The 26,852-nt window shown below is 46.1% G+C and carries 25 protein-coding genes and 1 pseudogene; 5 read left to right on the forward strand and 21 right to left on the reverse strand.

What is annotated here, in order from left to right; all coding sequences use genetic code 11:
* Positions 1-32 precede the first annotated feature (32 nt).
* The 8 genes and pseudogenes from gpAD87_RS28430 to gpAD87_RS28465 form a co-directional block, all read right to left on the reverse strand.
* The gene (locus gpAD87_RS28430; protein ID WP_064642152.1) at positions 33-1,520 is read right to left on the reverse strand and encodes a Vps62-related protein; all 1,488 of its coding nucleotides are present in this window, start codon (positions 1,518-1,520) and stop codon (positions 33-35) included.
* A 389-nt stretch (positions 1,521-1,909) separates the two neighbouring features.
* A complete protein-coding gene (locus gpAD87_RS28435; RefSeq protein ID WP_231952916.1) occupies positions 1,910-3,085 on the reverse strand; it encodes a GntR family transcriptional regulator in 1,176 nt (391 codons plus the stop codon).
* Between the two features lie 99 nt (positions 3,086-3,184).
* Positions 3,185-3,715 (reverse strand): HAD family hydrolase, encoded by a 531-nt coding sequence (locus gpAD87_RS28440; protein ID WP_064642154.1) that lies wholly within the window; start codon positions 3,713-3,715, stop codon positions 3,185-3,187.
* Positions 3,716-3,925: 210 nt separating this feature from the next.
* Entirely contained in the window at positions 3,926-4,930 is a 1,005-nt protein-coding gene (locus gpAD87_RS28445; protein ID WP_064642156.1) for a phosphotransferase enzyme family protein, read from the reverse strand.
* Positions 4,931-5,319: 389 nt separating this feature from the next.
* Positions 5,320-5,868, reverse strand: coding sequence for a hypothetical protein (locus tag gpAD87_RS28450; RefSeq protein WP_064642158.1), 549 nt, complete (start codon positions 5,866-5,868; stop codon positions 5,320-5,322).
* Positions 5,869-5,873: 5 nt separating this feature from the next.
* On the reverse strand, positions 5,874-7,457 hold the full coding sequence (locus gpAD87_RS28455; protein ID WP_064642160.1) for a glycosyltransferase family 39 protein: 1,584 nt from the start codon (positions 7,455-7,457) through the stop codon (positions 5,874-5,876).
* Positions 7,458-7,657: 200 nt separating this feature from the next.
* A pseudogene (locus tag gpAD87_RS28460) lies at positions 7,658-7,868 on the reverse strand (helix-turn-helix domain-containing protein).
* 78 nt (positions 7,869-7,946) lie between these two features.
* Complete coding sequence (locus gpAD87_RS28465) at positions 7,947-8,162, reverse strand: helix-turn-helix domain-containing protein (protein WP_064642162.1); 216 nt, start codon at positions 8,160-8,162, stop codon at positions 7,947-7,949.
* A 119-nt stretch (positions 8,163-8,281) separates the two neighbouring features.
* Between gpAD87_RS28465 and gpAD87_RS28470 the strand changes: the two genes are divergently transcribed.
* Entirely contained in the window at positions 8,282-8,569 is a 288-nt protein-coding gene (locus tag gpAD87_RS28470) for a hypothetical protein (RefSeq protein WP_064642164.1), read from the forward strand.
* A 103-nt stretch (positions 8,570-8,672) separates the two neighbouring features.
* The gene (locus tag gpAD87_RS33040; RefSeq protein ID WP_442950750.1) at positions 8,673-8,747 is read left to right on the forward strand and encodes a putative holin-like toxin; all 75 of its coding nucleotides are present in this window, start codon (positions 8,673-8,675) and stop codon (positions 8,745-8,747) included.
* A 234-nt stretch (positions 8,748-8,981) separates the two neighbouring features.
* On the opposite strand, the gene gpAD87_RS28475 is transcribed toward gpAD87_RS33040, so the two are convergent.
* Together gpAD87_RS28475 and gpAD87_RS28480 are read right to left on the reverse strand one after the other, a co-directional pair.
* Positions 8,982-9,368 (reverse strand): iron chaperone, encoded by a 387-nt coding sequence (locus tag gpAD87_RS28475; RefSeq protein WP_064642166.1) that lies wholly within the window; start codon positions 9,366-9,368, stop codon positions 8,982-8,984.
* Between the two features lie 42 nt (positions 9,369-9,410).
* Positions 9,411-10,073: a M48 family metallopeptidase gene (locus tag gpAD87_RS28480; protein ID WP_064642168.1), complete on the reverse strand. Its 663-nt coding sequence runs from the start codon at positions 10,071-10,073 to the stop codon at positions 9,411-9,413.
* Positions 10,074-10,243: 170 nt separating this feature from the next.
* Here gpAD87_RS28480 and gpAD87_RS28485 point away from each other — a divergent pair, with 170 nt between their 5' ends.
* Positions 10,244-11,008 (forward strand): GNAT family N-acetyltransferase, encoded by a 765-nt coding sequence (locus tag gpAD87_RS28485; protein WP_064642170.1) that lies wholly within the window; start codon positions 10,244-10,246, stop codon positions 11,006-11,008.
* 53 nt (positions 11,009-11,061) lie between these two features.
* Here gpAD87_RS28485 and gpAD87_RS28490 read toward each other — a convergent pair whose 3' ends face one another.
* Positions 11,062-11,481 carry an ester cyclase gene (locus gpAD87_RS28490; protein WP_064642172.1) on the reverse strand — a complete coding sequence of 140 codons (420 nt, stop codon included), beginning with the start codon at positions 11,479-11,481 and terminating at the stop codon, positions 11,062-11,064.
* 320 nt (positions 11,482-11,801) lie between these two features.
* Between gpAD87_RS28490 and gpAD87_RS28495 the strand changes: the two genes are divergently transcribed.
* Entirely contained in the window at positions 11,802-14,345 is a 2,544-nt protein-coding gene (locus gpAD87_RS28495; protein ID WP_064642174.1) for a transglutaminase domain-containing protein, read from the forward strand.
* A gap of 124 nt (positions 14,346-14,469) precedes the next feature.
* Here the strand turns inward: gpAD87_RS28495 and gpAD87_RS28500 are convergent, their stop codons facing one another.
* Positions 14,470-15,372: an SDR family oxidoreductase gene (locus gpAD87_RS28500; RefSeq protein ID WP_024631293.1), complete on the reverse strand. Its 903-nt coding sequence runs from the start codon at positions 15,370-15,372 to the stop codon at positions 14,470-14,472.
* Positions 15,373-15,550: 178 nt separating this feature from the next.
* Here gpAD87_RS28500 and gpAD87_RS28505 point away from each other — a divergent pair, with 178 nt between their 5' ends.
* The gene (locus tag gpAD87_RS28505; RefSeq protein WP_442950748.1) at positions 15,551-16,534 is read left to right on the forward strand and encodes a MerR family transcriptional regulator; all 984 of its coding nucleotides are present in this window, start codon (positions 15,551-15,553) and stop codon (positions 16,532-16,534) included.
* Between the two features lie 26 nt (positions 16,535-16,560).
* On the opposite strand, the gene gpAD87_RS28510 is transcribed toward gpAD87_RS28505, so the two are convergent.
* From gpAD87_RS28510 to gpAD87_RS28550, 9 genes are all read right to left on the reverse strand, one after another.
* A complete protein-coding gene (locus gpAD87_RS28510; RefSeq protein ID WP_064642178.1) occupies positions 16,561-18,021 on the reverse strand; it encodes an alpha/beta hydrolase family protein in 1,461 nt (486 codons plus the stop codon).
* A gap of 226 nt (positions 18,022-18,247) precedes the next feature.
* Positions 18,248-19,627, reverse strand: a complete 1,380-nt coding sequence (locus tag gpAD87_RS28515) for an amino acid permease (RefSeq protein WP_064642180.1) — start codon at positions 19,625-19,627, stop codon at positions 18,248-18,250.
* Positions 19,628-19,972: 345 nt separating this feature from the next.
* A complete protein-coding gene (locus tag gpAD87_RS28520; RefSeq protein ID WP_064642183.1) occupies positions 19,973-20,494 on the reverse strand; it encodes a GNAT family N-acetyltransferase in 522 nt (173 codons plus the stop codon).
* Positions 20,491-21,699 (reverse strand): Gfo/Idh/MocA family oxidoreductase, encoded by a 1,209-nt coding sequence (locus tag gpAD87_RS28525; RefSeq protein WP_064642185.1) that lies wholly within the window; start codon positions 21,697-21,699, stop codon positions 20,491-20,493. Before gpAD87_RS28525 ends, gpAD87_RS28520 begins: the two co-directional genes overlap by 4 nt.
* Positions 21,696-22,550 (reverse strand): metallophosphoesterase family protein, encoded by an 855-nt coding sequence (locus tag gpAD87_RS28530; RefSeq protein ID WP_064642187.1) that lies wholly within the window; start codon positions 22,548-22,550, stop codon positions 21,696-21,698. Before gpAD87_RS28530 ends, gpAD87_RS28525 begins: the two co-directional genes overlap by 4 nt.
* A gap of 14 nt (positions 22,551-22,564) precedes the next feature.
* Entirely contained in the window at positions 22,565-23,473 is a 909-nt protein-coding gene (locus tag gpAD87_RS28535; RefSeq protein WP_082935386.1) for a carbohydrate ABC transporter permease, read from the reverse strand.
* A 29-nt stretch (positions 23,474-23,502) separates the two neighbouring features.
* Positions 23,503-24,393: a carbohydrate ABC transporter permease gene (locus gpAD87_RS28540; RefSeq protein ID WP_064642189.1), complete on the reverse strand. Its 891-nt coding sequence runs from the start codon at positions 24,391-24,393 to the stop codon at positions 23,503-23,505.
* A 129-nt stretch (positions 24,394-24,522) separates the two neighbouring features.
* The gene (locus tag gpAD87_RS28545; protein WP_064642191.1) at positions 24,523-25,890 is read right to left on the reverse strand and encodes an ABC transporter substrate-binding protein; all 1,368 of its coding nucleotides are present in this window, start codon (positions 25,888-25,890) and stop codon (positions 24,523-24,525) included.
* A gap of 45 nt (positions 25,891-25,935) precedes the next feature.
* On the reverse strand, positions 25,936-26,802 hold the full coding sequence (locus gpAD87_RS28550) for a DUF6923 family protein (protein WP_064642193.1): 867 nt from the start codon (positions 26,800-26,802) through the stop codon (positions 25,936-25,938).
* Between the last annotated feature and the right edge of the window lie 50 nt (positions 26,803-26,852).

The raw sequence follows: 26,852 nt of genomic DNA on the forward strand, positions 1-26,852 counted from the left end.
ATGTGAAAGCGAGTCCCCTCGTTAATTATCGTCTAATCTAAAATAACATCATTCGTTAATGCGCCTTTTTCCTGCGGTCCTGTTGGTCCCCCTGCAAGTAGAGGCTGACCAAAGAAGGAGCCTTGGGACGGATTTCCGAATCTATAGACAGACAAGCTGTTCGGATTGCTGTAATCCCTGTCCAGCCATGATGGCCAAGCATTACCCAGACCGTTGCCTGTTCGGGTATTCGGATAATACTGGAAAGCCTGGATATTGTTCCAGGTATCCCATGCCGTCCCCTGATTCGTCACATCAATCAACTGGGTCACGACGAGTTCCTGATAGACATGATTGCCAGGATCTTTCCACATCCCATGGGAACCAAACGCGGAATACGCAACAGGATGTGTATTGTTTACTTTGTCCACTTCACCCCAGGAGTAGGTTGTACCGAAAGAATGCGCGCCATAGTAAACTTGAACCGGCTTCACATAGTTACTGTTCTGATCAGTGAACTTGGCCAATCTGACCGTGACCCGCTCCCAGTCTCCGACATGATCTCCCACTTCCGTGCCAAACACCGTTTTCCCAAGATCATAGGGACTGAACTGGAAATATACCAGATCGACGTTGTTATACTCCTTCTCCACCCAAAACGCATAGATCGGCGCATTAGCCAGATCGCCCGTAAAATAAGGTAGTTTCAGGGTATATGGATTCAATTCCGTTTTGGTCTTAAATTCATACAAACCTGAACCTGGATTCACATAGCGATCCACATGCGGCAGGGTATGTTCTACCGAGGACGGGAAATAAACTTCGCCTTGGGCAAACCAGATTTTAGGAGCAAAGGTTTGCAATATTTCACGCTTGGCTGTGTCACTGTAATCGTTACCCGGAACGGCAACCGAGGTGGCATCGAGCGGCGAGATGGCTTCAACCTTCAGGCTCGATACCGAATCATTGATATCTCCGCCAACATAGATCGCATCTGCGGTCAGAACCTTGGAATATCCAGCGAAATTGTAGTCTTTGTACAATGTGACCTTATACCCTGGGGCTACCCGGAGTGCAGAGATGGCATCATTGCCTACTCCAGCCTTCAGTTCATCCACATTATAGCTGCCGATATCAAACTGCTGCTCAAAACCTCCATAAGGCGAATTGGAATATGCGATAACTGGTTTATTGGGGCCTCCGATCTTCTCTACTTTCAGACTGGAGGTCGCGTCGTTAAAATCATCAAGCCATCCCGCATCGCCGGTCAGCGTTTTGGTGTCACCGGAGAAATCCTTGTCACGATACAGGGTCAATCGATATCCCGGAGCTACCTTTACCGAAGATATTTTGTCGTTACCAACCACGTTAAGCTGATTCACATTGAACTGGCCAATCCCAAACGGTTGGGAGCTGCCTCCAAAATCTCCATCCTGGTAAACCGTTACGGCGTTGTCCTCTTCCGCCTGCGCGGGCTGCGCCAGTGGAAAGAAAAGAGATAATGCCAAGAACGAAGCTGCAAGCAAGGATTTGATTGTCATATTCGGGCTCCTCTTCGAATAATGATTTCGATTATTGCCAACGTTCGTACGTTACATTTCTTTTGGCTCTGCAGGTCATTTCCCAGGATGTATGGTAGCGCTTTCCAGAATATCCTCCCTTCATCCTTGAAAGATAAGTGGCATATCTTCACACTAATATATGTCATTGACATATACAATGATATAAATGTAAATTTTTCTCCAAATAAACTTCATATAACTACTATTATTTACATTATTTTTGCATAAAAAGGTAACAAACATAACAAATTTTGCATTGTTGAGTTTGAATAAGATAGCAAATACATATATGTCACTGACATATAAAAAATCTTCCTTATCATTAAAACGAGATAAGGAAGGTTTAAATGGCGGAACCGCATCAACACTCATTGATTAAGATTACGTACGGAGCTTCGTTCGATGATGGTTGTGTTTACCTTGATGGATAAAGCCCCTTCTCGGGAATTCTCCATACGTTTGCACAGCAAATTCACTGCTGCCTGTCCAAGCTTCTCTGTGGTTTGTCTTGCCGTAGTCAGTGGCACGGGCAGCAGACTCGCCAACTGGATGTCGGAAAAACCTATGATGGAAAGTTCCTCAGGTACCTGCTTGTGGATGGATAAGGCCGTGTACAGACAAGAAGTCGCGATATAATCATCCGCACAAACAACGGCTGTCATTGCGGGATTACTTTGAATGAAATCCTTGAGTTGGAGATTCGCTCCATTCAGGTTGAGCATGTAATCCTCAGCACAATCCAGGCAAATATTGCGACCGTTGACGGGAAGTGAATAGTCCAGCATGGCCTGCACATAACCCTTATAGCGGTCCTCCCGGCTCGTCACTCCATCAAACGGCATAGAGATATACCCAATTTCCCGATGTCCTCTATCAATCAAATATTCCGTCAAGTTGTAGGCTCCCTGATAATGGTCATGGTACACACAATCAATATTGACCTCACGGAAGATTCGATCGATGATCACCAATGGATAATTTAGCAGATTAAGCTCGAGCACCTTTTCACTGCAGCGTGTTCGTCCCCTTGGAAACAGAATAATTCCATCGATTCCTTCCTCGTATAACTCTTGTAGGCAGAAGCTCTCATCCTCTTTATCCATAGTAATTCGAATGAGCAACTGGCAACCTGATTTACGTGCTTCCTGCTCAACGGATGCTATAATTCTGGCTACGTAATCATCCATATTGGGGAACAACAGGGCAATTTTTCGCTTCATAAGCTTCTTGTCTGTACTTAAATTCCCCGGCATTGACTCCTTAACCGGGCCGCCCAAATAATCACCCGACACAAATGTACCCCGCCGCGCCAACCGATAGACAATACCTTGTTTCTCCAAAATTTGCAGCGCAAGCTTGGCTGTCATACGACTGACAGAATACAGTTTCGCGAGCTCGCCTTCCGATGGCACGGGATCATGTGGCTGCAATTTCCGGTTACGGATTTCTTCCATCACCAAATCGGCAGTTTGCAAGTACAACAACGGTTTCCGATGTGGTTCTTCCATATGAACACCTACCCCAGTTCCGGTTTTTACGATCATTCTATCATTTTCTCATTTAAAAAAGTAAAAATAGCCCTTGAGCAGAAGGTAGAATGACATTCAATCCTTCTGCTCAAGGGCATGCAAGCAAACATTTATTTATTTAACTTCGGCATTTAGCCGTTCAATAAGTTCAAGCAGCTCCAGCGGTTCACCAACTGTGTGAGTCGGACGTTCTGTCTCATCCACCGGCTCATGGGGATAACGTGGCGTCCAGCTCTGAAAGATGCTGGTGATGCCAAGTGCGTTGGCTCCCTTCATATCACGACTCAGGTTATTGCCAATCATCACTGTTCTTGAAAAATCCCCTTCGGACAAATCAAGGGCACCAATTGCTGCCTTAAACATCCGCGGGCTTGGCTTGCTGGCTTTAATATTTTCCGAAATAATCATTGCGGTAAAATAATCATGAAGTCCATGCTGCTTAAATACGTTCTTGAAGGATTGTGCATCGCCGTCAGCAACCAGGGCCAGCGTGTACCCTCTTTCATGAAGCTTCTGAATCGTAATATCCGCACCCGGAATCAGATCCGCACTCAGAACAATTCCCTCTTCGTCCCGAATCTCGGTCGATTCATCAACAATGGTATCGCCGCTGTCAAAAAAGATAATTAACTTTTTGTCGTCCATGTTCGTTATGACCGTCCTCTTCATTCAATTGGTGAAACGAATTGCCGGTTTCCACTTGACCATGTAATCCAACATTGATGTTTTAATAAAAGGTATAGCGCTTAATCTAATGTTACAATGGAGATGAATAAAAAATCAATCATTATTTCGTTGCACTTATGCAGAGGCCTGATTTAACCTTAATCATCTTTGCTGGAAAAGTAATGAGAATCAATTGGTCGGTAGTTGGAGGGGCTGCTGCTGACCAAACTGTTTTGCTTTTACTGCCATCGATTTATCCAGCCTTGCTCTTAATCCACTCATCCATTCCGGCTCATGCGCCCATTGTTCTGCCCCAGATCGAAGCACACGTACATAACCGTACAGATTGGCAAAGCGACGACATGCTGGGAACATCGACTCCATATCATAGGCGTCTCCTGCTTCTTTCCAATACCCTTGCAAGAATATTTGCTTCTTCTGTTCCCATTCATCCGGCTGAATTTCATCCCGTAAACTATCCAGACTCTGCTCCACATCCATTGCGTACCAGTGGTACATGGCGTCATCGAAGTCAATGGCGTAACAGGAATGACTCTCCTCGTCATAGAAGACATTATCCAGTTCAAAATCATAATGAATTAACCCGAAGTTCTGCTGTGTAACGGGCCAATTTGCAAAATAATTCCGGAGAACTTCTACCTCATTGAGCGCCGCATTCTCGCCAGGGAACTCCCCCAGAACGTCCTTCATCCAATCCAGTACATCGATATATGTCCAGCGTTTTGCCTGTTTGGGTGTGTATTCACAAGATAAACGATGCAGCTTACCCAATGCCTCACCCAAGCTGTGCACGATCTGGTCATTTATATCGATACTCCCCATCTGGTTACCAGGAACTCGTTTGAATACAGAGGCATAATACATTCCCCAAGGCGTATGAGCCACTACCAGCTCTTTTCCTGCATGGGAAGGTACTGCTTCCATGGCGCCATATTGATTTAGTTTAAGATAGGACAGGAACTCCAACTCCGCTGCAAGATTGGTTTGATTTTTCTCATCTACAGGGGCAAAACGAAGCAAGTAAACCTCTCCCTGATCCCTGAACGGATACACGGCATTGGAGGATATACGATAATACTGGAACATGTCCAGTGACTCCGGATCATAACCCCAGTTTTTCAAAATCATCTCGGCGAGATCGTTATTATGGAATAAATATTTAAGTTTTAACATGAGCATATCTCCTTAGTGGTCATTTAATATAGAACGCTTTTAGAGTTCCGAATCCTATTTTTGCGCGCAAAAAGCCGCAGGCTATGCCTGCGGCTTTAAAAATTCTGGATACACGGGGTTTACTTGCATAAGCAAACAAACCTCGTGCATACCAGGAAAACTGAGCAGTTATATCCCTATATGTCGGCAGATTTCAGATCGTCACATTAGCAGACTCCGAATGCTTCGCCATGTGTTCGTTGCTCTGCCGGATCTATTCAGTTCGTAATCACCTTAATTGTTGTAGTAACGCTTTGCATCATCTTAGCCCGTCGTTTCATGACGCTCACTCCTTCTGAAAATCAAGTTATTTCCATAATACTCCATCAAGTGATCATAGGCAACGAATATCAAGACTGTGTAACAACCATTCGCTCTACGGTCTCGGTGTTCTCCTTATACCAAACCATAACGACATCTCCCTCTTTCAGATCAGACACCTGAATGGATGAATTAGCATTTTGGTTGTTGCCTGGGGCACCCATGCCCATGCCTTCCGTGATATCCACATCCTCACTGATGTCCAATTTCATTTCAATACCCGTATCTTTCATATCCATGCTTCCGCCTCTGGAGGCGCCTGGTTGTCTTCCATTTCCATTAGTCGAGCCTGTGGATGAGTTGTCCTGCACCTCAAGCAACGAGATCGTGACGGTACTCCCTGTGGCAGAGATCACTCTGCCTGTAAGATCGGCATTCATCATCCCTTGCCCTCCACCCCTCTGTGTTCCTCCATTCATGCCCGGGCCACCGCCATTCATCATTCCGCCACCGTTCATACCTTGTGCAGAACCGGTATTCGTAATGTTCTGGGCGGTAATAACATCACAAGCAGAGAGCAAAACTGAGCAGGTCAGCAGCAAGAGTATAGCCGATGTGAGATAACCATTTTTTCGCATATGGATCACCCTTTTCTCAGGGAAGAACGTTCCCAGCCAAGTTTTCTATGAAACATGAAGTTATACACATCTTTAAATCCCATGTACGACAATACAACCAGCAGCGGGTATACGGGGTAGATATACCTCGATTTAATCTCCCACAGAATGTAGAACCCGATAAATCCGAGAATAACCAGAATCAAAGAGACTTCGTCATACCGCTTTCCACGAATCCCACCGACCAAGCGAATGAAAATAAAACAGTACATCATGAAATTCATCACATAAACGATCCAAAGCACCCCCGTCCGGTAGACGGAATCTCCCTTGAATAAGTCTGTTAACGCATTGGTGTAACTGTAGGAGCCGGCAATTCCGCCACCTCTTCCTCCTCCCATACCCGAGGAGCTTTCGTTGCCGATGCCATATCGATCCATTTGGTAGGTACCTTCGGTCCAGGTCCAAATGATCTTTTTGTAATACATCTGCGCCAAGTCACTTAAGCTGGCTTCCGACAGCTTGCGTTCAATCTCCTGCTTGTACAGTTCTGTACTTTCAGCTTTATTATAATTGGATTCTCTTTGATAGATCTGGTAGCTCTCCATGTTGTCCCAGAAGCCAAATCGTTCCAGATTAATACCCATGTTCAACCACATATAGACTGGTGCCGAATTTTCCCCAACAGGTTCACTTACAGCACCTGAAGATTTCAAGACCGCATTCTGAGTCCACCCTGGGACGTTGAACAAAATAGCCAGCACGAATATGGAGGCAATCACTTTCTTGAATCCAATACTTCGCATATTTAGTAGGATAGTTAATATAGCAGCAATCAGCACTATCACACCAATGCTTCGGAAGTAGTTGCCAATCGCGAGCAGAATGGCGGCAATGACAATCGTCTGCCAAGACTTTTCACGTATAAACCGAATCAAAAAGTATAAACAAGACGTCAGAAATGCCGTAGCAATTACATCGTTATAGATCAGGTTGTTCAGAAACAGGGATGGTAGATACGTGGCTGCAAAGATCAGAACCCCGTAATCACGTTCCGCGGACTTATGATTTAACTGTTTATAAATGAGATAAATCATTAATGTCGTTACCGTTGCAAACAAAATATTGAACAGCTTGATCACCAGATAATTATCCGGGAACAGGTACAGCAATGTCTTTAGATACAAGACGGTAGAAAAGTTGAACGGGAACATGTGCAGATATCCGCCCGTTTCGAACGAAGAATAATCCTGATCGTAGAGCATGTTCATCGCGAGTGAAAGCACGGTCTGTGAATCATCCGTAGGCACTCGTGGAAACACGAAGATAATGATGATTTGAATTGCCAGTGAACATAGCAGTACCACCGGAATGACAACCTTTGGACTGTATTTGTTCAGCTTCAGGCAAAGGCGGTATAATCCGATACCCGAAACCAGAAGTAAAGCAATCACCGGGATAAAAATACTCCACTGCTGCGTGCCCAGAATCGGATTATCCCCATACAAGGTGTAGTTGTACTGCGCCCGGACAAACAGGGACGACACGATAAACACGCCGACAAAAACAAGCAGAATGAGATAAAGCGACTTATGGATCACCTTAGACATGCCAAAACTCCTTTTCCAGTACAGGATTCGGGAATAGTATAATGCCTCTACCTGAAAAAAGGCTGAATTCAGATTCGTGCTTAAGAATGCTCATTGGGGGATGATTTACAGCACAAAAAAGACCGTCCCTTGGATAAGGTAACGGTCCGTATTTCTATTTTTTTAAAAGAGTGTGTGGGCTTTAAGCTAATCGTTGAAGATCACTTCTCATCCTTAATAAACTCAATAATCTCCTGGATCTCACAATTCAAAGCTTCGCATATTCGATTCAGCGTATCGAACTTCACGCCATCTGTTTCCTCATTATATAAATTTGGCAATTCCATTTCTATGTAGTCCGGTTAGTCTGGATAAATCGGCAATGTTAATTCTTTTCTCTCCCATAATGCGAGATAAATGAATCTTAATCATACGTGTCCTCCTCCAAACAAACAGGTATAACCCCATGATTGTAAAAGTGCACCTCATCCTAATATTGCCTGTTAAACATCACTTCTCGTCAATATACTTAATTAAGTCGCCTGGCTGACATTCCAGTGCTACACAAATTTTCTCAAGGGTTTCGATTGTAATCGATTTGACTTCAAAACCGCTATCCGTTACCCATTGTCCAATGGTATTCGGACGAACTCCTGTTTTTTTAGCCAAAGCATACATAGACATACCCTTATCCTTTAGAACTTGTTCGAGAGTGAATTTGATCATATGAAAACATCCCTTAACATAAAATATAGTAACTCTTGACGTTAATAACTAATTAAGTTATCATAACTCTATGAGTTATTAATTCTCTATAGTTCAATTCATAGAAAGTAGGAGAATGCATGATAGAATCTCTGGAATCTTTGGCAGAACCGTTAATCCGAACGCGCTTAGAGTTATTATACAACAATTTGTCTCACACGCAGCCTGATTATACCCAACTATCTGAAGAATCTGATCATTATTTTCATACCATCCGTCAAGCTATACCTGAACATCTGAATCAGACCATTTTTTTATATGAAGATACTCAACTTTCTATGCAAACACTTCTGGAAAGAGAGATTTATTTACAAGGGTTTCGGGATGCCCTGCAACTAATGAGCGAGTTACATATACAAAGATTCTGACGCCATAGCTTCTTACAAAAGAAGCTATAATCAACAAAGCAATAGAATAGGCTTAAAGGGTCGGTCGGCTACCTCGCCATGAAGGGAGGGATGCCCTGTGACAGTGTTTGAAGCAATCATGCTGATGCTTACCTTCGGTACGCTCATCGTTGCCATTCTGTCCAATAAACGCAAATAGACCGCCCCCCTCGCAAAAGGATGCGGTCTATTTATGATCATCTTTCTAAGCGAAGCCCACCGCCCTTAAAAGCGGCTATTGCTCAGAGGAGTCGTGTTACCAGCACGGCTCTCTTTGCATTTTACGTCTAATCTGCTCTAATTATACCATTCTCAAATCTGTGAAGTCACATATAAACAGTGTTAATCCTCATACAACTTCTTATACTCGCGCATATATTTACGGTACCACCCACTACTTCTTTCGCTTCTTTTCCCGAGCCTTTTCCACATTTGCTTGCACCCGAAATTCCACGATCCGGCGGATCAATTCTTCTGGCAATGGTTGATCCAGTGGAAACTGAACTGACCCTTTGGCTCCTTTATACCGTGAGAGTTCTTCCTTAAACGCTTCAATCCCACTGGCACCCGGGTAAAATCCGATATGCTTGGAGTACGCTGCAAAATGAACCAAGTTCCCGTGCTCTGCATACGTTGGCATCTTGTAACTGATCTTCTCCACGGCATTGGGAGCGGAATCGCGAATAATCTGTCTTAATGATTGTAATTTGATCTGTACATCTGAAGGAAATTGCGAGATATATTCATCTACCAGCACATCAAAAGAGGTACTCTCTGACATCTTGAACTCCTTCCACCACGTCCATTCGTGGTACGCATATTTTTACAACGTCATGGCTCGGCCATTTCGCATCAAATAATCCTCCTTGGCTTTGTAGTCGGGCATAATACTGCCCACACGGCGCCAGAACGAACGATCATGATTCATATGATGGATATGGCATAACTCATGAATGATCACGTAATCAATCACCTCTAGTGGAGCCATCGCCAAGCGGTAGTTAAACGTCAGCTTTTTATCCCAACTGCAGCTTCCCCACTTGGTTGCCGATTCCACGATATCCACAGACTTCGGCTTCACCTTCAACTCCTGCTGGTAACGGCCGATGCGCTCACCGATCATTCTTTTACACTCGGCAAAATAAAACTTCTTCAGATTCGCACGCAAATCCTCTTCCGAACATCCCTCTACGTCAATTAACTCATGCAGTGCATGTTCTTTACCAAAGAGCAGAAACTTCCCTTTGCCTTCCTCTTCATATTCTTTCTCTTGCGGACCGTCCAACGCCTGCTGCATCAGAGCAGATTTCGTCAAAATTACTTCCCCATGCTGCGCAACAAGTTGCCGGATCATGTCTTCGCTGGTACCATTGGGAGCCTTAATTGTGACCATATAGGGTAAATCCATCGTAATGGAAGCTTTCTTCCGTTTCCCATATTCGATATGACAGTTAATGATGTGATTGTTTATTTCAATAGTTAGCATAACTTGCTCCACTTCTTTCGATATTTCAATTTCAAAACTTGGATTTATTCATTCAAATTGTAACCCATTCTGTGACTCTATGCATAATGTTCAGCGCCATTACATATCTTATATTGAATTTTTATTCATTAATATGTATTATTATAAAATTATGAGATAGGAGGATAGATATGATCCCTACATCGAATTCGGAATACAAAACGATTGAGGAACTATCACTCAACCATTGGCAGCCCTTATCCACCTTGCTTTTTGACGGATGGGTACTGCATTTTGCACAGGGGTATACGAAGCGCGCTAACTCCATTCAACCTCTTCACTACTCGACCATGGATGTGCATGAAAAGATCGAGCAATGCGAGCAAATTTACGCTTCCAATCAGTTAAGTACCATATTCAAGATTACGCCGTTTATCCAGCCGGATCATCTCGACCAGCTTTTGCATGAAAAGGGGTATGATGTAGTGGATCTGAGCCGGGTCCAGACCCGGAGCTTGGAAACCATTAAGGAACCTGAGCACTCTGCTGTGAAAATGGACGAACAGTTATCCGGAGAGTGGCTGGATCACTTTTGCAGACTGAATCAGGTATGTGATCTGCATCGGGGAACGATGGAACAAATGTTGACCAACATCCGTACGCGCACAGGTTTCATCTCGCTGTTCATCGACAGACAAGTCGTTGCTTGTGGATTCGGTGTGGTGGAACGAGGCTATATTGGACTGTATGACATCATTACGGACGCTAACTTTCGGAATCGGGGATTGGCTGAACAAATGATCCTTCATCTATTGCATTGGGGAAAAGAGAATGGCGCTACCTCCAGTTACCTGCAAGTAGTTGCTAATAATGCTCCCGCATTAAAACTGTATGCCAAACTTGGATTCTCGGAAATCTATACATACTGGTATAGGGTCAAGAAAGCCAAAATCTGATCTAGATCAGATTTTGGCTTCGAGCAATTTAAACAACAAAAAAGAGCTGGTTATCAGCTCTGATTGCGCTCCAATTGTTTTTCGATCCCCAGCCTGTCGATCTGAATCCAGTATTCTGCAATTCTCTCATTCTCCACTCGATATACCGCACTCGCCATTTCAATCACGGGCAGGTTGGTCGGTGCATATCCATCCACTTCTCCAACATGAGTACCCGCTTGTCTCCAGCGTACATATACTTTATCTCCCTGTGCAAGCAACTCCTGAATCTGCAGCGAAAAATCTCCGTACGCCTCAATCATTTCCCTCACATGATCCACATAGACGGAAGGTGTTCTTGTGACTGTCACTTCCTCTTCCGAGATCACCTGGTGAGCCAGTACCTGCTCGGCCATCAGTGTATTGGCATAATCAAGATTGCGACCCGAGCGCACTTCTTCAAAAAAAGTTCTGACAATCTGTTCTGGCGTCATCCGATCCACTCCATTTTTCGTTTTATCATGCATTGTACCAGAAGTCTCGACAATTCTCACTCTCTCGCAAAGATCAATTTAACTTGCTCTTATACAGGATTCTCACTCTATTGTATATAGTCATAATATACCATTACATATCTTGACAATAAGTCTATATGACCATAGACTAGCAAAAGACATTAGGGAATTAATAGGAGGTTTTGCTGATAAGAGGTTCGAAAATGAGTTTTAACCAGAAATGATAATGTTCGATGTTTAGAAATTATTTTAGAAATTAGCCTTTGCAACAACTTAGAAAAACGAGAAAGTGGTGTACCATGAAACGTTTATTTTTGATTATGTTTACGCTCACCCTGTTATTGGCTGGATGCCAGAGCAATGACAAGGAGAGTAGCCCGTCCGAGAATAACCCCACAGAAATATTAGAAGGCTCTAGCGTATTAAGTTTGAAGCAGAAGTACGGCTCTGAATCGAATAAAGCGATTATGCCGATGTATAACGTAGCTCAAGATGAAGAATTTAAGTTTAAGTTTAAAGCAGATTTAAGAAAAAGTAGCTTGTCAGCTAGTGACATTATTAGTGTACATACCGATATTAAGGCCCTTGAATCCAGCAAAGTTTACGCCATACCAGAAATCAATGACAATAGTGTCTCCATTAAGCCTCTTGGATGGGGTGTTTTAACCTCAGATAAGTTACGGACACAGGAGCAAAGCACTTGGGGCGGTGCCCCCATTTATTACATTCGTATTAATTATGATCTGGATACCGAGAAGCTCACGCTACTGGATCAACCAATGATCATTCCTTTCACAGTGAAATCCGAACTGCCTGTTCCCAATCTCAAATATGAAATCGACAAGGATAAGCGCTTTAAACTGACTTGGGACAAGGTCGAAGGTGCAACCGAATATAAAATTTATAATCGTGCAGATCGAACGGTTATTTTTGAAACAAATAACGTACCCTTGCAAGGAGCGGAGAAAGCCTTCAATGGAAGCAATCCATTGGTTTTAACCACAACAACGGAAACATCCTTTAATGACTTTATGGAAGATGGAAAAGGCGGTCTCGGCACCATTAATGAGCAGATGACTTCCTATCAGAACCATGGTATGAAGGGTGAATATTACGTCACCGCGGTCAGCGGAGATAAGGAATCCAATTTCAGCAACGGTGTTGCCACTGCCCCCCTCTCTAATCAGTTGCCGATGGCTTTAAAAGAACAACTGTATATGAAGAAATTGAAGAACATGAATGAATTGCCTAAAACAACAAGTATTGAGTACATCGATGGTTCGTTTTCCCAAGGAACGATTGTTTATGACACCACTGGGGTAGAAATCTCGGAGTTCAACGAAACGAATATTCCGTTTCACATCAAAGGAACAACTCTGAAAAGTTACGTACGCGTAGAGAATATCACTCAAGAAGATCTGGACAAATTGAATCATCAAACGGTTGCCGAGTCCAGTAACGGACTGGTAGAACCGAAAAATGACACACCATTCGTCCCTGCACCTGATGTGCCAACGATCATCAACAATCATGATGCACCTGCGAATGAGCCGGCAACGGAAACAGAAGCAGACACAGAACCGACGGTGGAAGAAACTCCATCTACGGAGTCCACTACCAATACTGGAACGTCAGAAGATAAAACTGATTCTGCATCCAACGAGGCTTCCGATGATACTTCCGATAAGTCTTCCGATAAAGTTTCTGATGAAATTTCGAGTGAATCACCTGATTCAGCTTCTGAAACTGAAGAGGACAACCTGGTAGATGAGCAGAAATCCAATACACAGCAGAATGTGGAGCAAGGAAATCAGGAAACGGTTCCTGAGCCGGCTACAGGCGATGCAATGATCAATGCAGATTCTGCATTGGAAGAAGTTTTGGCTAAAAACATGGTTGCTGCCCAAGACAAGATCTCATTAAAAGCTTTTCCAGAGGCCCAAAATTTCACAACACTCTCCGATGTTGTCCTAAAAGTGATGTACCAGAATCCATTGATTCTGGGTGTGGAAGGTTTTGAATACAACTACGGTACACTTACCCTTTCGATCCATTACAATGAATCGGCAGATGTCATCCAGAAGAAGCAGAGCGAGATTATTGCCAAAGCAAACGAAGTTGTTGCTTCCATCATCAAGGATGGCATGAAGGATGATGAGAAACGCAAAGCCATCTACGATTATCTGAACGATAACGCGAAGTATGATGATGCAGCATTGGAAAATGCGGAACAGAACAACTTTAAAAATGTCGATGCACAGTTCAATGATTCGTTTACCACTTACGGTATCCTTGTCAAAGGCGTTGGCGTATGTGCCAGCTATGCTTCCGTCTACAAACTGCTCTCCGATCTGTCTGGACTGGAAAGCATCGTCGTAACGGGAGCATCTAGCGGTGTTCCTCATGCATGGAATAAGGTCAAAATCGGGAATGAATGGTTCCATGTGGATGCCACCAACAATCTGACCAATTCCGGTATTCCTTACTTCCTGTACAATGCAAATGATGAGACGGCTGCAAGTCAGAAAACGATAGCCGATAAGGATTACTGGCTTGATTCCGAACTCGCCCTGTTTAATGGCGAAAGTGATGCGAACGATTATTATATACAGAACGATCTCGAAGTCGCTTCGATTAGTGAATACAAAACGAAGGCTGAGAGTGAACTGAAAAATGGAGAAAATCGGGTGATTCTCCGTTTTGCCTCACCTGTGGACTCTGATGAGCTGATGACAGCTGCCGGTGAAGCCCTCGCTGCGGTAGATGAAGCCCTGCTGAATACGGCGCAATTGGCCACGCTCGGCAGCTACGCCATTTTGGAGCCTAACCCGGATCAGAAGTAATGCAATAATCAGGAAAAATTCCATAACAACAAAGAACTCCATTCACCTTTATCGGGAATGGAGTTCTTTGCTTCACTTGCCTATGATCACTGACCTATGACTCATAGGCTTTTTATATCCAAAATTACGGACTAACTGTACCTCCATTGGCGTTCAGTGTCTCACCGCTCACATAGCTCGATTCCTGGCTCGCAAGGAACACAAACGCTGGCGCCATTTCCGCAGGCTGCCCTGCACGACCAAGCGGAGTATTGGAACCGAAATCAGCAAGCTTCTCTACGGGCTGTCCACCAACCACCTGAAGCGGTGTCCATACCGGACCTGGTGCGACGACGTTCACACGGATGCCTTTGCTGCCGACTTGCTGGGCCAGCGCTTTGCTGAATGTATTGATTGCTGCCTTTGTTGTCGCATAATCCAGCAAGATTGGCGATGGCTTATATGCCTGAATAGAAGACGTGTTAATGATGGAGCTGCCTGGTTTCATGTGTTTCACAGCTGCTTTGCAGAGCCAGAACATCGAATAGACATTGGTTTTGAATGTCGCATCAAATTGTTCCGTGGTCAGATCGGCGATCTGCTCAACAAACTGCTGTTTACCTGCCACGTTGGCGAGGATATCGATCCCACCGAGCTCTTTTACAGCAGATTCAATGAGTTCTTCGCAGTATTTCTCATCCTTGAGGTCGCCTGGAATCGCAACAGCCTTGCGGCCTGCTTCCTCGATCAGCTTGACCACTTCCTTCGCATCGGCTTCTTCCTCAGGAAGGTAAGCCAGAACGACATCCGCGCCTTCACGAGCAAAAGCAATGGCTGCTGCCCGACCAATACCGCTGTCGGCTCCGGTTACAACAGCTTTACGCCCAGTCAGACGCCCGCTGCCTTTATAGCTTTTCTCACCTGCATCAGGTACAGGGGTCATTTCCCGCTGAAGCCCGGGCTCCTCCTGCTGCTGCTTCCAATCTGATGTTGCCTTCGGATATTGTGTCGTCGGATCTTGCATGGTGTGCTGGTCTTGATTAGCCATGTACAATTCCTCCTCGGATTTATTTTATTTATTATGTTGTTTTCATAAACGTTGCACTCTTTCCTTTGTAACCGAGATGGGTAAAATTTAAACTGGCTCTGAACATTTCCATGGCAAACCTTCCAACTTTGAATCTCCTGTAACTGGAGGTTGTATAATAGATCCTGAGGTGATTTCATTGAACCAAAGCAAAGATACATATTCAATCGGTGAAGCAGCCAAAATGATCGGGTCAACCGTCAAAACGATTCGTTATTACGATGAAATCGAGTTGCTCCGGCCCTCTTTTCATACGGAAGGTGGTCACCGTCTCTATACACCGCAAGACGTGTGGCGGCTGGAACTTATCACAACGCTACGCTATTTGAATTTTGGCATATCGGATATTCGCAAGCTGATGTCCGGTGAACTTGGCGTGTCACAGGCGCTGGATTTACAGATTGAAGCCTTGGAAACTCAGATCGGGACCATGAATTCCATGCTCTCCATTCTGCAACAAGCCAAACAGCATGAAGTGGAAGATACGCTTCATTCCGGACAGTCTCTTACCTATGTGTCAAGCCTGGTGGATTCGCTGACCGTCAATGCTCAAAAAAGGAAAAAATTCATCTCCGCCAAAATGGAAGAATCTCACCTGCTGGACGAAATCCCGCACGAATGGAGAGTTTCGTTTCTGCATTTTTTCGATAAATACATGATGAAAGATACAAAGCTATCTGCCCAGCAAACACTGGCATGGAAGGAAATCCAGGATATCATTAACGATCCGGCCTATATAGCCGATCTGGCCCGCCTCGAACTTCCCTTCTTCACCATGGCGAATCATCCACAGATTGAAGCAGACGCCTGGGTGAAAAAAATGGAGACCATCCGCATTCGTGCCACCGAAGCTCTGGACAAACGTTGGCCGTTAGATAGCCCCGCAGTGCAAAGCATGGTATGGGATTTTGTGATGATGTACGCCAGTATTGAACATGCTGGAGATCCGGAAGCATTTTTTCGCAAACAAGCTCGATATATGCTCGACTCCGTAACAGAGCGCATCCTTCGTTTTAACAAGCTCTGCAAGATCGTGAATCCTGAATGGAGCCAGATCGTAGACGGCATTAATCTGTTGCAAGAAGGCATGCGACTGCGGTTAAAACAAATGGAAGAAGACTGAATTCCAGTCCTCTTCCATTGTTACATTCACCCTTTTTTCAATGAATAGGATGCGTGTTCTCCCACTTCACTGTCCAACTGGAGCGGTTGCCCTTTCAGATAGTGGTTAAAGAAGTCGATTGTTGTATCATTTACGATTTGGTGAGCTCCTCTTGCATCTACACCCTGTGACCATTCCAGAATGGGAGATATCAGATAGAGGTCCGAGAAGCTTAGATGTTTGGTATTACTCAGCTCCATCCAGTAGTTTCCTCCCGCAGTCACAGGTTCATAACGCGCATACACTTCTTCGTAGTATTTCTCGGCTTCCGGACGAGTGGTGCCCATAGCTGCAATCTCGTCGTCACTCATGACACTTGTACCTGCAACGGTTGTGTCCGCGCTCATCATGAGAAACGGTTTGCCTACACCTTCAGCAGGAATGCGCTTCTCTCCAAACAATACGCCATCCATGTTCATACCTGCTTTGACACGAGGATCATCCATCAGCATCTGTACGGTTGTCGCCCCGCCAAATGAATGTCCAAACATGCCGATGTTGTCCAGATCCAGATGACCGTTAAAACGCCCGTTTGCGTCATTAGCAGCCAGTTTCTCCACTTGATCCAGCACAAATTGCGCATCCTTCACCCATGTCTCGTTGAGCTTGTCCATATAACTGAACTGCAGTTGATCGAAGCCTTCCTTGCCCTCCGATTCAAATTGCGCCACACGCCCGTCCGGGAACACCGAGACTAGACTGCTGTACGTATGATTAATACCCACAACAATATAACCTTGGCTGACCAATTGCTCCACCTGGAACGTATTTTGGTTTTCATAACCATGCAGGCCATGAGAGAAAAGGATAACTGGATACTTGGCTTCCGCATCAGACAATGATGCCTCCTGAATGGCATGGGTTTTGACTTGACTTAGGCTTGAAAATAAAAGCTTTGGCAGCTTCAGCACATCATTAAAGGCTGTTGCATACACTTTCGGATCATTCACATAAGGAGCCGTTGTTCCCTTGGTGTCTTTATCCGTTGGATACCAGATCTGCACCATCAGTTCCCGTTTGTCTCCGGCAGTACTCGTCAGCAATTCCTCCCGGCTCTCATCCGTCCAATCGTAGGATACCGTACCGATTCCGTAAGGTCCTGTTGGTTTATCAAATAAAAATACCGGGAACAGAAGTGGCAGCCCCATCGTCACGGCAGTGTATACTAATACCAACAGCGATGTTCCGATGATTTGAACACGTCCGAATTTCCGCACAACGGCTGATTTTAACCTCTTAGCGATTAACACAATCAGTGGAACCAGTGTGAGCAGATACGCCGGAATCATGGGCCAACGCAATCCCTCAATCATCCCATGAACCAGCAATAATACAACCGATATGACCAATCCTCCCCAAATCATTTTCCGAGGTTTGTTCCGACCCCCAATCAACCACACCAGCATTACTACATTGAACATAAGATAAATCCATTCTAGAGTTCTCATTATTCCTTGCCCCCTTCTCTGCCACAATGGATCTTGAAATATATCGTGCAGCAGCTCTTCTATTTTCAATCATAAAACCTCCAGTTACAGGAGATTCAAGCATGAATTCTGAAAACAAAAAAATGCACTCCCTGTATGACACTGGATCTCCCGAAGGTTCTCCCATGTATTCAAGGAATGCACGTATGATATTACGATATTAACATCAACATTTTATAATATGAGGCTAGTGATCTTCGCCTTCATCTACATGCTGTCTTTTCCCTATGCCAAATACGAAATATCCGATCACAACGATCGCCATAAATGTAGCCCCAACAATGAGGGGTAACCGCGTATCAGGGTTAAATGCCATACCGATAATGACGAGCGTCAGATATACGATGATGATATAGTTGCTGATTGGGAACCATTTGGATTTAAAATTGTGATCTCCCATCTCATTGCCCCAACGCTTTCTGAATCGGAACTGACTGAAAGCCAGCGCGAACCACGGAACCATCCCCGGAAGAACACTTGCGCTGTAGATGTACAGGAACAGTTTGGAGTCCGGCATCAGATAGTTGAGTACCACACCCACCAGCAGCAAGGAAATCGTAATGATAATACTGTTGCGGGGAACCCCGCCTTTGGACAGCTTTTTGAAAAAGGCCGGTGCCTGTCCATTCTCCGCAAGCGTGTAAAGCATACGTCCTGCACTATAGATCCCACTGTTACATCCCGACATCGCGGCGGTAAGCACGACAAAGTTGATAATTCCCGCAGCAGCGACAATCCCGACTTTGGCAAACGTCAGTACAAACGGACTTCCCGTCTCTCCCACTTCATTCCAAGGATACAATGTCACGATGACAAAAATGGCCCCAACGTAAAAAATGAGAATACGCCACACGATGTTTTTGATCGCTTTACGCAGCGTGATCTTCGGATTTTCTGCTTCACCTGCCGTAATCCCTACCATTTCGACACCCTGGTAAGCAGCCGTTACGATACACAGGGCAAAGAGGAAACCTTTGATCCCTCCTGGGAAAAATCCGCCATGGCTCACCAGATTCGATAGCCCAATGGGCTGTCCTCCATTCCCCCAGCCGAAGAAGATCAGTCCGGTTCCGATCACGATCATGAAGACAATCGCCGTCACCTTGATCAGTGCAAACCAGAATTCGAATTCACCATAGTACTTTACCGCTGCCAGATTCGCTGCTGCAATAATAAGCACCCCAGCCAAAGCAGGCAGCCATTGTGGAATATCCGGGAACCAGTAGCCTACATAAATCCCAATCGCGGTGACTTCTGCCATACCAACCGTTACCCAGAGGAACCAGTAACTCCAGGCAGTCAGGAACCCGGCGAGTGGACTGATATACTTATGAGCAAATGTGGCAAATGAACCGGTGACAGGCTCCTGAATCAACATTTCCCCCATAATACGCATGACAAAAAAGATAATGATCCCGGCCAGCAAATAGGCCAGCAGCACCGAAGGACCTGCCCATTTGATCGTACTTGCCGATCCCATGAACAATCCGACCCCGATTGTACCTCCGAGTGCAATCAGCTCTACATGGCGGGGCTTTAGCCCTCTAGATAGTTGCTTTGATTCCAAACGATTCTCCCCTTTTCTTGTGTACAGCTTCTTGTTGTCAGATTAAATTGTTATATTCACATTAACGCAATGCAGAATTACTCCACCAAATTTTACGAGATGTGCCACAGAAATACAACAAGGAATGTAAGGAAGCGGATTCAGTGCACAAAATCATGTTACACGTCTTTGGCGGGTCAGCGTTTTCGCAACAGGTAACTGCTATACAAAAAATCCACCAGCCGCGAAGCACCAGTGGATATACGGTGAAACGGTTTAGCCGGCATAAGGCTTGAGCGAATAACACTACCGCCTAATAACTCCGAGGGCAATAGGTAAATGACAAAAACCTTTCTGAATGCCAAGTTAACTCATCAGTTCGTTGAATACCTTTTCCCAACGGCCACTGTGCCCATCCTCCATGAATAATGGAACAAATCCCAATCGGAGATAGATTGCAATTGCAGGAAGCCTGAAGTCATCCGTCTCAAGCAGGGCCGCTTGCTTCCCCTCATCTCTCATTCGGTGCAAGGCCGCCAGTGCAATGGTATATCCAAGCCCTTTCCCGGAGTGCCCCGGCAGAGCACCCACCATATGCAGATATCCACAGTCGATATCCCTGTCCTCTTTCTCCCATGCTACAGCAGTGGCAACGGCAAGCCCCTGATAACAGAGAAACAGAATCTTCTCAGGCAAAAACGGCGGCTGAAATCCGATCTTGTCACCGAAGGCAATCTCCCTGGCAAAAGAAATTCGGATCACATGCTCCCATTCCGTTACATCACCGGATTGAAACGATCTCAAGCTGTAGCCTTCCGGTATGTCCAGCTGCGGCAGATCTGCCAAAGTATCCTTTTTCATGACCAGCTTGGAGCGTTCATCCCTCATCCTGTAAAGCCTGCCTTTACTCTAAAGTTCGGAAAGGAAACCGTGTTCCCGCCCTGCTTCACGGATTGCATCGAGAGGAAAAAGACCGCGCTCCAGGTCACGGCATCATACACATCAACCAGCGGGCTGCGGTTTTCCTGAATCGCCGAGATGAATTCCTCCAGCACCAGAAAATCGCCCCCACCATGCTTCGTGCCCGCCGCTAAGTGACCCCACTGCTTCCATTTGGGATGATCATATTCAGGCTGATAACAGGACATTTTCTCCCATACCTCTGAGCCATCCTCTCCGTTTACCGGAGAGCGGTTCTGCAGCCATACGAGATCTTCCTCATAGGGATGACGCGCGGACAAGTAAGCTCCCCTAGTTCCCTGTAGCATATAATGAGTTTTATTATGCGGCCGGACGGAGACCCAGTCGATACGCAGCGTAATCAGAACGCCATTCTCGGTCACCAACGCGGCGACGGCTGAATCCCCTTGACTCCAGTAGCCTTCACGGGCAGCAGGATGGTCCTTGCCAAACTGCTCGCTAAAATAATTCTGCAACGCCCTCGGTTTGGAGACTTGCGTCGAGATGCTTTTAAGCCGATCTCCTCCCGGTTTATTCAGCCCGATCCACTGCGCGGCAGGCCCAATCGAATGCGTCGGATAATTGACCCCGTTATAATTTTGGTGGAGCTGTCCTCGCCAAGTAAGTGAGCCGTCCGGATGATGAATCAGATGACGTAAATCATGAATATAGCCACCCTCAACATGGGTAATCTCCCCGAATAAACCTTGTTGCGCCATGTAATTAACCGTAAGATTGGACCTGGAGAAGCAATAGTTTTCTGACATCATATATTTCAAACCTGTGCGCTCCACCGTCTCGACCAATTCCCAGGCTTCCTCAAGCGACTGCACAGCAATCACCTCACTTAACACATGCTTGCCAGCGTTCAGTGCATCAATGGAATGTCGAGCATGCATATGCATGGGGCTAATTACAAAGACGGCATCAATGGAAGCGTCCTGCAGCATTTCCGAATAGTCGCTATACGTCCTGATCCCCGGAAAAATCCCTTTCCACTGCTCCAGGACCAGTTCATTCAAATCACAAGTAGCCGTAAGATCAATTCGGTCAGCCAGAGAATGTAAGGCATTCAGAAAGCTTGCCCCACGGTTACCTCCGACTATAGCCAGCCTTACCCGCCTGCGGGTCATCGCGTCATCCCTTTCTTCTGAGAGGATAGTGACACAATCAGTTCTGCGGAATGGCCGTCGCCTTTGGCATCAGGATGCGGTTCATAATCATACATGCCTTTGACAAAAATGTTCCCCAGCTCCTGATACGGTGTCCCCTTAAGCAAAATAGTATTGATGCTCAACTGCTGCTCCTGTAGGTTCACGAGCAGCACCGCAGGGATATCCGTTACGGCTGCCAATTGTACGAAATGCCAATGATTACGTTGGAAGACAGACTGAACATGATTATGTCCGTTAAAGAAAACGCCCGGTCCCTGATGTTCATTCAGTATCGACCAGATATCGAGTGCTGCATCAAGAGACATCATCGGCTCCGTGGATCTGGCCGTTGTAGCGTATACCGGATGATGGGCGAACACGAGCAGCGGCTTCTGTCCGTACCTGTTCATCTGTTCGCGCAGCCAGTTCAGTTGCTCTTCATCGATCATACCGCCCCAATGGTTGGGATTCTCACGCGCAGTGTCAAGTACTAGCAGCACTGCCTCCTCTTCTTCAATGGCCAGATAGCGATGCTGTCCCGTCCTTGCCTGAAGATCGACCTTGGAACAGGTATGCGTGTCATGATTGCCCAACGCATATAAAAATTTGCCTTGCGATAGCTCACTTTTAACCTTGTTCATAATAAAATCGAACTCCGAGGGTTCCCCGGCATGTGTCAGATCACCAATAGACAGATGATAATCAGCGGAGAATGCCAAAAACTCTGACAGATAACCGGTATAGAAAGCCTCCCTGGCCTCAATCATCTGAACATCCGCCTCTATCAGCTCGCTAGAATAGTGCAAATCGCCCATTACAATCAGTCTCATTATCATCATCTCCCTTATCCTTTGATGCCTGAATGCATAAAGCTGCTGATAAACTGCCGTTGGAACAACAGAAAGCCAATCAGCATCGGCGCCGTTACAATCAGGGTTGCTGCGCTGACATCCGTCCACTGCGCACCTGCTTCGGTTGATTTGGCAAACATCGCCAGTCCCACAGTCAGCAGACGATTCTCCGGGGAATTCGTCACAATAAGCGGCCAAAGAAAATCGTTCCAGTGAAAGCTGATGGAAACGATCGCAAACGAAAGATAGACGGGCCTCGACAGCGGCATATAAATACGCAGCAAAATGCCTAGTGAAGAGCAGCCCTCTACACGCGCAGCCTCATCCAGTTCGTAAGGAAGCTGCTTAAAGGCCTGCCTTAACAGGAAAACGCCAAACGCAGAAGCAAAATAAGGCAGCATAATACCGATCTTTGTATCCAGCAGTCCCAACTCGTTAATGATTTGGTAGTTGGAGAAAATGAGTACATCCGATGGGACCATAATCTGGACGAGAAAGAGCATAAAGACAATATGGCGCCCAACAAAAGCAACGCGGGCAAACGCATATGCGGCCAGGGTTAATGTAACAATTTGAACTGCAAATATTCCAGAGGTTACAAGTAGAGTATTCCACATGTATTGTCCGAACGGTGCTCCTTGCCAGACCCGACTGAAATTATCCAGCGTAAAATCCCAGGACCAACCTGCGCCAATGGACGCATCCTTTGGAAGAAAGGCATTGCGTAGCATCCACAATAGCGGAATCAGCCAAGCGGCAGCAAACAACAGCATAATTGCATGCCACAACGCTTGTCCGGCCATCCGGCGGCGCCTTGCGGATCGAAACTTCCGGTTCAGCGACTGCTTGGCCTTTTCTGGCCGCAATGTAGCGGACAAGGACAGCTCGGCAGCATTTTTCATGATTCCTATCCCCTTTCACCTTTCACCTTCTACTGATAATGAATTTTGCGTTCCCATCCCGCAAACTGGAAGCAGGATATGACAAGAAGCAGAACGATCATCACCACGGTCATTGCCGCTGCCATCCCCTGGTCATTGAAACTAAAAGTCGTCTCATAGATATAATATAGAAGCAGGCTACTGGCATGATCCGGCCCTCCCTTGGTCATCATCCACAGATGATCCACCCATTTGAAGGCATTCGTAATCGCGACGACGGTGACAAACAGCGTTGTGGGCATCGTCAATGGAATGGTGATCCGCAGCTGCTGCGTCCACACGCCAATCCCGTCTACCGAAGCCGACTCGTAAAGATCTTTCGGAATTTGCTGAAGGCCAGCCAGATAAAAGATCATGAAATATCCGGCCTCCTTCCAGACAGTCATCACAATCAGCGAGCCAAGCACCGTATCCGGATTGCCAAGCAGATTAACCTCGCTTCCTGTGAACCAGGAAGCAAACCGGGCAAACAAACCAAACTGAGGCATATAAAGAAACAGCCAAATGCTCGCAGCGGCGATCATTGGAATCATATTCGGGTAGAAAAAAGCAATACGGACCAGACCTTTGCCCCGGATCGCTTTATCTGCGAACAACGCCATTACAAAGGCCAACGCCATTGAGACGGGAACCGTACCAACCGCAAACCAGATGTTATTTCGGAACACTTCAACAAAAACAGGATCATGCAGCAATGCCTTATAGTTGTCCATCCCTACGAATACGGGCGTGCGAACGGCCAAATTCTGCTCAAATAGACTGAGCCATGCCGATTTAAGCATCGGATAATAGGTGAACATACCAAGAAACAGAAGGGATGGTAACACAAGTGCCCACCCAAACCCGTTCCGCCTAAGCTTTTCGTTCCAACGGGTATTCATGCCCGATTCTCCTCCTTGTACAATCTGCGCCTTACATCCCTGCAACTCCGTGAAAAGAAATATCGGCGGGAAGCACTGTAATGGCTTCCCGCCAGGATCATAACTGAGGAAGGTTCTAATTCAGCAGCTTTATTTGTTAAAAGGAGCGAGCACACGATCCGCTTCTTCTTGTGCGGCCTTCAATGCACCGGCCGCATCGATTTTGCCAGCCAGCGCGGATTGAATCTGGTTGGTCAGTGCGGAGGACACCTTGCCGTGATTATGCGTGGATAACTCCCGGAACGCATACTGCAACTGGTCGCGGGCCACGAGTGCCTGCGGGAATCCATCTGTGTACGCCTTCATGGCTTCCGTATCGTAGGTGGATTTGCGAACCCCGACATAGCCGGATGAAGAACTGAACAGTGCAGCCTGTTCCGGAGCAGTCATATACTTGGCAAATTCCCAAGCCGCTGCCTGTTTCTCCGGTGTGGTATCTTTGAAAATATACAGATCCCCCCCGCCCGTAGGCGATCCATATTGCTTATTAGCTGGTGCAAAGGCTACACCAAAATCAAATTTGGCGTTGGTTTTCACGTTCGTCAAGTTGCCGCTGGTGTGCATCATCATAGCCGTTTTGCCTTCAATAAAATCGGTTGGCGTAGCCGCCCAATCAATAACCCCTTCCGGCATTACTTTGTACTTATGGGACAAGTCAAGCCAGAATTGCAGAGCTTCGACGTTCTCCGGCGTATTGAAATTTGCCTTCCTGCCGTCGTCCCCCATAATGCTCTGCTTGGGGTCGCTCGCATTTTGGCGGGCAAGCATCTGGAACATCCAGTAGGAATCATCATTCCCCGGAATCTCCAGCCCTGTATGTCCATCACGATTCAGCTTCCCTGCATATTCCACCAGCTCATCCCAGTTTGTCGGCGGCTTGTTCGGGTCCAGACCAGCAGCTTTGAACATGTCTTTGTTGTAATACAAAATAATTGTGCTTCGCTGGAACGGTACACTGTACGTATGTCCATCCGCTTGGGTATCCTCCACAAAGGCTGGATAGAAATCATCCTTGTTATAGTCCGCATCCTTGGCGATAAAATCATCCAGAGGAATAATCGCGTCCGTGTCCATCATGCTGTACAGCTCAGTCGACATCATAACAGCCACATCCGGCGGCTGCTTGGCCTGTACACCTGCCTGAATTTTGATCGTATTATCTCCGTAGTTTCCGGTATAGACCGGTTTAACCTTAATATCCGGAAATTTTTCCATAAAAGATGCGCTCATCCCGTCAATAACCTTTGTAAGTGGCCCACCTACGTTAACCGGGTAATAGAACGAAATTTCAACCGGCTCCTTGGGAGTCTGATCCAAAGTGGTGTTTGCATCAGCTGTTGAAGCCGTTGTACCTGTACCCGCCTTGGTATCAGCTGCATTACCCCCTCCCTGACCGCACCCGACCAGCATTAACGTTAACCCCAGCGCAATCAGCGCCATTTTCCCCTGCTTTAGCATTTGTTTTCTCCCCTCATATGTGCAGAGCGTTCCTGTTGGCTCTGTTTAAAATGCATAATGTCTGAAATTCATGCTTACACGGTTGGAGTCTACATCAAGGATATGCAGGACAGCACCTTCGGCTGTTGGAAGTACAGTGATGCCTTGCGCTTCATTACTACTTCCGAGGTTCCGGTCAAAGGCCAGCGTGACAGCTCCGGTATCCGGATCAATCCGGTAGACGGATTTCTTGGAATTATTATCGGAGGAGGCATACAGCGCACCATTATACATCTCGGCGCCTTGAATACGATCTATCGTTTGACTAAGCGGTACGGTTTTGATGAGGGACATGTCACTGAGTCGAAACACATTCAGCACCGGGGCATTGTTCCACTGGGCCGTATAGACCTGACCGCGATTGGCATCTACGGCTACCCATGGCACACCACCGGGATGAAGGTTCAGCGGAAGCGCATAGGAGGTTCCAGTATATTGAAGTGTGGAGGCATTATAGACGGCGATGTAGGGATGTTCGTATTTCTTACTGTCTTCAATAGGAGCATAAATCAACCCGTTGTAATAGGAAATGTCCCCAATGTGGTCACCGCCCTTCACTGCTATCTCAGCCGGGATTGCTACCGCATTTCGTTTCTGAACCGTCTTTCCGTCCAGTGCCGTCTTTAATAAACCAAGCTGTGAATTGAAAATCCACGAGTTTCCATCTGTTGTGACGCCTTGTCCGCGCTCAAAGGCATCCGTTAGCCAAAAGGTTTGCTTGGACACCTCATGCCAAGATTCGGCGGCCTGTGCAGCATATACCGCATTTTCCGCAGCTTCGGCCGATACGGGCACCGCCCATGCTCCTGATGTAAGAGAACCTGCAATTAACATTCCCGCACAGACCCAGCCTGACACTTTTCTCAGTTTCATGATATTAACGCCTCCTGAATTGTAGGTCTGCTCCAATAATGGTTCGTCCA

Origin of the sequence: Paenibacillus sp. AD87 (assembly GCF_001659845.1) — a bacterium.
GTDB lineage: Bacteria > Bacillota > Bacilli > Paenibacillales > Paenibacillaceae > Paenibacillus > Paenibacillus marchantiae.